At 38.2% G+C, this 6,589-nt stretch carries 6 protein-coding genes; 4 read left to right on the top strand and 2 right to left on the bottom strand.

Going from position 1 to position 6,589, the window contains the following annotated elements; all coding sequences use genetic code 11:
* Together ACN4EE_RS14575 and ACN4EE_RS14570 are read left to right on the top strand one after the other, a co-directional pair.
* A partial coding sequence (locus tag ACN4EE_RS14575) for a DUF4351 domain-containing protein (RefSeq protein WP_431707182.1) occupies positions 1-368 on the top strand: 368 nt, incomplete at its 5' end.
* A gap of 254 nt (positions 369-622) precedes the next feature.
* Positions 623-1,450, top strand: coding sequence for an inositol monophosphatase family protein (locus tag ACN4EE_RS14570; protein ID WP_431707181.1), 828 nt, complete (start codon positions 623-625; stop codon positions 1,448-1,450).
* Here the strand turns inward: ACN4EE_RS14570 and ACN4EE_RS14565 are convergent.
* On the bottom strand, positions 1,447-2,058 hold the full coding sequence (locus ACN4EE_RS14565; protein WP_431707180.1) for a flavin prenyltransferase UbiX: 612 nt from the start codon (positions 2,056-2,058) through the stop codon (positions 1,447-1,449). The genes ACN4EE_RS14570 and ACN4EE_RS14565 overlap by 4 nt on opposite strands.
* Positions 2,059-2,258: 200 nt before the next feature.
* Between ACN4EE_RS14565 and ACN4EE_RS14560 the strand changes: the two genes are divergently transcribed.
* Both ACN4EE_RS14560 and ilvB read left to right on the top strand, forming a co-directional pair.
* The gene (locus ACN4EE_RS14560; protein ID WP_431707179.1) at positions 2,259-2,879 is read left to right on the top strand and encodes a M23 family metallopeptidase; all 621 of its coding nucleotides are present in this window, start codon (positions 2,259-2,261) and stop codon (positions 2,877-2,879) included.
* Positions 2,880-3,138: 259 nt separating this feature from the next.
* Positions 3,139-5,001 (top strand): biosynthetic-type acetolactate synthase large subunit, encoded by a 1,863-nt coding sequence (gene ilvB, locus ACN4EE_RS14555; RefSeq protein WP_431707178.1) that lies wholly within the window; start codon positions 3,139-3,141, stop codon positions 4,999-5,001.
* Between the two features lie 63 nt (positions 5,002-5,064).
* Here ilvB and ACN4EE_RS14550 read toward each other — a convergent pair whose 3' ends face one another.
* Positions 5,065-6,582 (bottom strand): WD40 repeat domain-containing protein, encoded by a 1,518-nt coding sequence (locus ACN4EE_RS14550; protein WP_431707177.1) that lies wholly within the window; start codon positions 6,580-6,582, stop codon positions 5,065-5,067.
* Positions 6,583-6,589: the final 7 nt, after the last annotated feature.

Below are 6,589 nucleotides of genomic sequence, written 5' to 3'. Positions count from 1 at the left end.
GTTTAGACCCTGCTAGAATAAAGTTAATTTCAGGATTCATTGACACCTATTTAAAATTAAACCCAACGGAAAAACAAGCATTTGATACCGAATTAAAACAAATAGAAATAAACAAGGAGGAAAAAGTTATGGAAATCGTCACCAGTTGGATGGAAGAAGGGATTGAAATAGGCGAAAAAAGAGCTGAAAAAAGAGGAGAAATAAATGTAATTAAGCGTTTAATTAAAAGGCGATTTAATAATCTTTCTCAAGAATTAGAAGATAATATTAATCGCTTATCTTTATCGCAACTTGAGAATTTGGCAGATGCAATTTTTGATTTTCAATCTTTAGATGATGTGATTCACTGGTTAGAAATTAATAGTTAATTTAAGCTCTATGGCTTACCATTATCTCCTGAATCCCTTATGATAATTCTAGTTTATCTGGATTAAAAACACTTTTCCCTCTTCCCTGTCTTCATCAATAATTTTAGCTCGAACTGAGGTGACACAAAAGCTACTTATGAACCTAATTTGTAATAACAATAAAAGTTGAAAGATTGCGTTATATCTCATAATGACAAAATACCGTTATCATTACAGAAGTCCAGATAAACATAGTGAATTTTTGTATCTACTTTATGACTTATTTCACAGAAATCTCAAAACTTCTTGATGTTGCTCTCCTCGCTGCCCAAGCTGGAGGTAATATATTACAATCCTATTGGGGAAAACAACTCAATATTCGAGAAAAAGGTAGAGCAGGAGATTTAATTACAGAAGTAGATCAAAAAGCTGAACAAGAAATATTAACAGTTATTAAACGTCATTTTCCAGATCATGGTATCTTAGCGGAAGAATCAGGTATTTTAGGCAATTCTGACAGTGAATATTTATGGGTAATTGATCCTCTCGATGGTACAACAAATTATGCTCATGGTTATCCTCAATCTGCGGTTTCTGTGGGGTTATTAGTATCAGGAAAGCCTACGGTGGGAGTGGTGTATAATCCGATGCAAAATGAGTTATGGAGTGGTGCGATCGAAATGGGTGCAACCCTTAATCATCAACCGATTCAAGTTTCTACCACCGAGAATTTAAAAGATAGCCTTTTGGTAACAGGTTTTGCGTACGATCGAACCGAAGTCGAGGATAATAATTATGCAGAATTCTGTTATCTTACCCATTTAACCCAAGGAGTTAGAAGGGGAGGCAGTGCGTCTTTAGATTTATGTCATGTGGCAGGAGGGCGACTTGATGGCTATTGGGAAAGAGGCTTAAAACCTTGGGATTTATTAGCAGGAGTCGTGATTCTCTTAGAAGCAGGGGGAAAAGTTACCGCTTATGATGAAAGTAATTTTGACCTTTATAGCGGTAGAATATTAGCAACCAACGGTTATATTCATTCAGCCTTGAGTGAAACCTTACTAAAAACCCCTCACTCTCCTATTTTCAGTCAATGGGGTTAAGATTCCTCTTTCCATCTTTTCAAAGGCACACAGTCGATATTTAATTGATCTAAACTACGAGCAATGACAAAATCCACTAAGTCCTCGATCGATCGGGGATGATGATACCATGCAGGAATAGCAGGAACAATTTTTGCCCCCGCTTCCGCTAATTGAGTTAAATTCCGTAGATGAATTAAACTAAAAGGAGTTTCACGGGGTACAACCACAAGGGGTTTTCCTTCCTTTAATTGTACATCCGCCGTTCTTTCTAGTAAATCTGTACTTAATCCGTGACTAATTTTGGCAACAGTACTCATACTGCAAGGTATAACAATCATCCCTGATGTACGAAATGAGCCACTAGCAATACTTGCTCCCACATCACCCCAACGGTGACAAATCAACTTTCCTTGATATGGTATTTTGAGGTACGATCGCCAAAACTGTTCTTGAGTATGGGGTTCTTGAGGTACTTTTATACCATCTTCTTCTAACCACACCATATAACTAGCCTTAGAAGCCACCACATAAACAGTATATTCTGCTTCAAGGAGATATTTTAAAGTTCTCACGGCGTAAATCATTCCTGATGCACCACTGATACCAACAATTATTGATTTATTCATTTAATCTTTCGAGGAAAATTTTGGCTCTTTTATAGTAATTCTGACAGATTTAGTGTTGGATAATCTCCGCTTGAAGCCTACACCTTACGAATGTAAGTGCATGGAACGTCACAAAAATTAAATAAAACTTACATAGCAAGTATAGATTATAATAATCTTTTAAATTATGTCTATTTGTTATCAACCTTGTGTGAGAAGTAATGTTTAATCTGATAGTAGTAATAGCTCGATCGTTCAAGTCTAAAATATATTTATCGGGTTTATTAATAGCTACACTAACTCTAATTATCGCCCATAACTTTATTATCACTAATCTTGAACCCGTACAAGCTCAACAAGCAGTACCCGTTACCGCATCTTGGCGACAAGCCTCCTTTCCTGTGGAGAATTTTCAAGCCTATACCTCTGGTTTTGGTTATCGCATACACCCCATTACGGGAGATAGAAGAATGCACCAAGGCTTAGACTTAGCCGCTCCTCTTGGGAGTTATGTTCGTAACTGGTGGAGTGGTCAAATTGTTCATCTATCAGATCATACAGGATGCGGTACTATGGTGAGAATTAAATCAGGAAACTGGACTCATGAATATTGTCATTTAATGGGTAGTGTCGAAAATACCACTAGAGGAAGGGCTTTGGTCGATCGAAATGGCGGTATTATGTTATTCATGGGGCAAAACATTCCAGCTGGGGCGAGAATTGGTAGAGTCGGCATGACGGGAAGCACCACAGGACCTCATTTACACTGGGGCTTAATGTATAATGGTAGATATATTGATCCAGCAGACGTATTAAGACAAATGTTTGCCCAAAGAACTTAAAATAGTTAAGCTCGATCGCATCTAAGTTTACAGATTAAGACAGGGAAGAGGGGAAAGGGAAAAAGTACACTTTTGAGTCGTTTTTAACACTTAGCTTATCAAAAAATCAAGGTTGTTGAACAAGTTATTGTTAATTATTCGTGGTTAAATTAAAATTAAGATAGATATGTAACAAATAAACAAAAATTCATTCCACAATCTGTGACGGAATCTACAATGAAGATATAGGAATCGTTGCGGAGTAATAAATTTAAAATATATGGTAGCTTCTAATATCCCTTCTTTCAAATTAACCACTGATGTTATTCCCATTAAGTGTTCTGGTGCTTTTGCCTTGATTGATAGCCTCTGTCGTCACGGTGTTAAGCATATTTTTGGTTATCCAGGCGGTGCAATTTTACCTATCTATGATGAGGTTTATCGTGCCGAAGCAAGAGGAGACATCCAACATATTCTGGTTAGACATGAACAAGGCGCCGCCCATGCTGCCGATGGTTATGCTCGTGCCACTGGAAAAGTTGGCGTATGTTTCGGTACTTCTGGACCGGGTGCGACAAATTTAGTTACTGGTATCGCTACGGCTCACATGGACTCTATTCCTATGGTAATCATAACAGGACAAGTGCCAAGGGATGCGATCGGCTCGGATGCTTTCCAAGAAACAGACATTTTCGGCATTACTTTACCCATTGTTAAGCACTCTTATGTCGCTCGTACGGCTCAAGATATTCCTCGCATCATTGCGGAGGCTTTCCATTTAGCTAGTACAGGCAGACCAGGTCCTGTATTGGTGGACATTCCCAAAGATGTGGGCTTAGAAGAATGTGAGTATGTGCCTGTATATCCGGGGGAAGTAAAATTATCTGGTTATCGTCCTACCGTCAAAGGTAATCCTCGTCAAATTAATGGGGCTTTAGAATTGATTGCTGAAGCAAGACAACCGTTATTGTATGTGGGTGGTGGTGCTATTTTATCGAAAGCCCATGCTCAAATTGAGGAGTTAGCAGAGCGTTTTCAATTACCCGTAACGACTACTTTAATGGGTTTAGGGGCTTTTGACGAACATCATCCTCTTTCCGTGGGGATGCTAGGAATGCACGGCACTGCTTATGCTAATTTTGCGGTTAGTGAATGTGATTTGTTGATCGCTGTTGGGGCAAGATTTGACGATCGAGTTACAGGAAAATTAGATGAATTTGCGTCTCATGCAAAAGTAATTCATATCGACATCGATCCTGCGGAAGTAGGCAAAAATCGCCGTCCTGATGTGCCGATTGTGGGAGATGTACGCCAAGTCTTAGAACAAATTTTACAACGAGCGCGAGAGTTAGATTTACCTGCTCACGATAGTTTAACAAAAGATTGGTTAGGAAGGATCGATCGATGGAAAGAAGAGTACCCTTTGAATGTACCCCATCCCGAAGATGCTCTTTCACCCCAAGAAGTGATTGTAGAAGTTGGGCTACAAGCTCCCAATGCTTACTATACAACTGACGTAGGACAACATCAAATGTGGGCGGCTCAATTTTTAAAAACAGGTCCTAACCGTTGGATTTCTAGCGCTGGACTAGGTACAATGGGCTTTGGTTTACCTGCGGCGATGGGGGCAAAAGTTGCGGTAGGAGATGAAGAAGTTATCTGTATCAGTGGAGATGCTAGTTTCCAAATGAATTTACAAGAATTAGCAACCCTGGCACAATACAACATCAAAGCCAAAACCGTAATTATCAACAACCGTTGGCAAGGGATGGTGCGTCAATGGCAAGAAACCTTCTATGGTGAACGTTATTCCGCCTCTAATATGGAAGCTGGAATGCCTAATTTTGAAATGTTAGCTCAAGCCTTCGGAGTTAAAGGTATTACTGTTAGCAGTCGTGAAGAATTGTCAGGTGCGATCGCAGAAATGTTAGCCTCGGATGAGCCTGTGGTATTAAATGTTTATGTTAAACGAGACGAAAACTGTTATCCCATGATTGCACCGGGTAAAAATAACGCTCAAATGTTAGGGTTGCCCAAAAAACCCCCCCAAGGTTTAACCAAAGAAATGGTAATTTGCTCTAACTGTGGTACAAGAAACCCCGCCGAAAATAGTTTTTGCCCTGAATGCGGTACAAAACTTTAGATAGTGAATAGTGAATAGTGAATAGTGAATAGTGAATAATTGTTAATTGTTAATTGTTAATTGTTAATTTGTCTGTTGCCAAATTTTAATTGTGCCATCAACTCCTCCTGCGACTAAAAATCTGCCGTCTTTACTCAAGGCTAGGGAAAAAATACGGTTGTCATCGGCAATTTTTAAATGTCCTAATTCTTTCGAGGAGGCAGGATACCAAATTTTAATCAATCCATCCACTCCGCAACTATACAAGAGTTTTCCATCGGGATTGAAGGTTAAATCCATAACTTGCCCGTGATGTCCTTGTAGCTCGATCGAGGGTTCGATTTCTAAAAATAAGCTAAACTCAGTGGTGGGTAAATGCCAAATTTTGATCGTACCATCAGTGCAACCCCCAGCAATATAGTCTCCTGAGTTGCTAATAGTGATCGATTCCAAAGAGCTTACATTCCCTACTAATAAGCCAAGTTTTTTCTTACTACCCAACTCCCAAAGGGTAATTTCACCATCACCGCCTCCACTGGCAATAAAACCGTTTTCCTCATGGATAGCAATGGCATTGATTGCACCAGTGTCATCATAACAACTTTCTAATAAATCTCCGTTTTGTAAATCCCATTGTTTCACAGTTTGATCATAACTACCACTGACAATAATTTGTTTAACAGAGGCAATTTCTAAGCCGTGAATTGAGCCTGTATGATTAGTTAAAGTATGATTTAACTTAAATCTAGGGGAGTTTCGATCGTTTTTTAAAGACCAAATTTTAATGACTTGATCTAAACTACCTGTTACAATACCATGATCTCGATAGTTAACATGACTAGCACTAACGGTTACAATACCTTGATCTGAGGCTTGAATACTATCAAGTTCAGAAGCACTATCTAAAGACCAAATTTTCAAATATTGATCCCATGAAGCACTTAATAAATATTTGTTGTCGTGGGTAATTTCTAAATCCGTGACAGATTGGCTATGGGCGTTGATAATATGGATACATTTCCAAGCAATTTTGGGGGGAGGCTCAATATCATAGTTTTGGGCTTGACTTAAAACGGTTCGATCGGGTAGTTTGATTTTATCACTAGAAGGATTAGCAGGGGAATTAGAGGCTTTACGGGAAGACATGGAAGCCTGATAAAGTAGCTCTAAATTTTTGATTCTTCCTTCTAATTTATGCTCTTGAATATAGTCAATAATGCTCGTCAAAGATTTATTAATACTTTCCACATCCTGTTGTAAAGAAGCAATAATTTGATTATCAGATTTTTGAACATTACTAGCAATTTTAGGGGGAGAAGTTAAAGTTTTTTGTTTTTCAATATATAGATTAATTTTATTATTAATATCTTCTACTTCGGCTGAAAACCTTTTTAATTGAACACTTAACGCTCCAGCAATACGCGCTTTTGTCCGATTTTCCGATCGAATTCGATTAAGAATATTGAAAATAAAAGTAAGGGTAATAGCAATAAATAATAAATTATTAGAGCCAACAGAAAAAGAAAGAATCAATCCAATTATAGTTAGTAAAACCCCTAAATATTCTAACCATTCTAACCAAAGTATAGTTATAAAAATCATGAGAAAC

The sequence above is a fragment of the Geminocystis sp. CENA526 genome (assembly GCF_050753365.1).
GTDB lineage: Bacteria > Cyanobacteriota > Cyanobacteriia > Cyanobacteriales > Cyanobacteriaceae > Geminocystis.
The sequence above is the reverse complement of the archived record's forward strand: the minus strand, read 5'-3'. Positions and strand labels throughout refer to the sequence as shown.

Coding starts and splice junctions, on each gene's coding strand:
- ACN4EE_RS14570 (WP_431707181.1), top strand. CDS start 623: ATGACTTATTTCACAGAAATCTCAAAACTTCTTGATGTTGCTCTCCTC.
- ACN4EE_RS14565 (WP_431707180.1), bottom strand. CDS start 2,058: ATGAATAAATCAATAATTGTTGGTATCAGTGGTGCATCAGGAATGATT.
- ACN4EE_RS14560 (WP_431707179.1), top strand. CDS start 2,259: ATGTTTAATCTGATAGTAGTAATAGCTCGATCGTTCAAGTCTAAAATA.
- ilvB (WP_431707178.1), top strand. CDS start 3,139: ATGGTAGCTTCTAATATCCCTTCTTTCAAATTAACCACTGATGTTATT.
- ACN4EE_RS14550 (WP_431707177.1), bottom strand. CDS start 6,582: ATGATTTTTATAACTATACTTTGGTTAGAATGGTTAGAATATTTAGGG.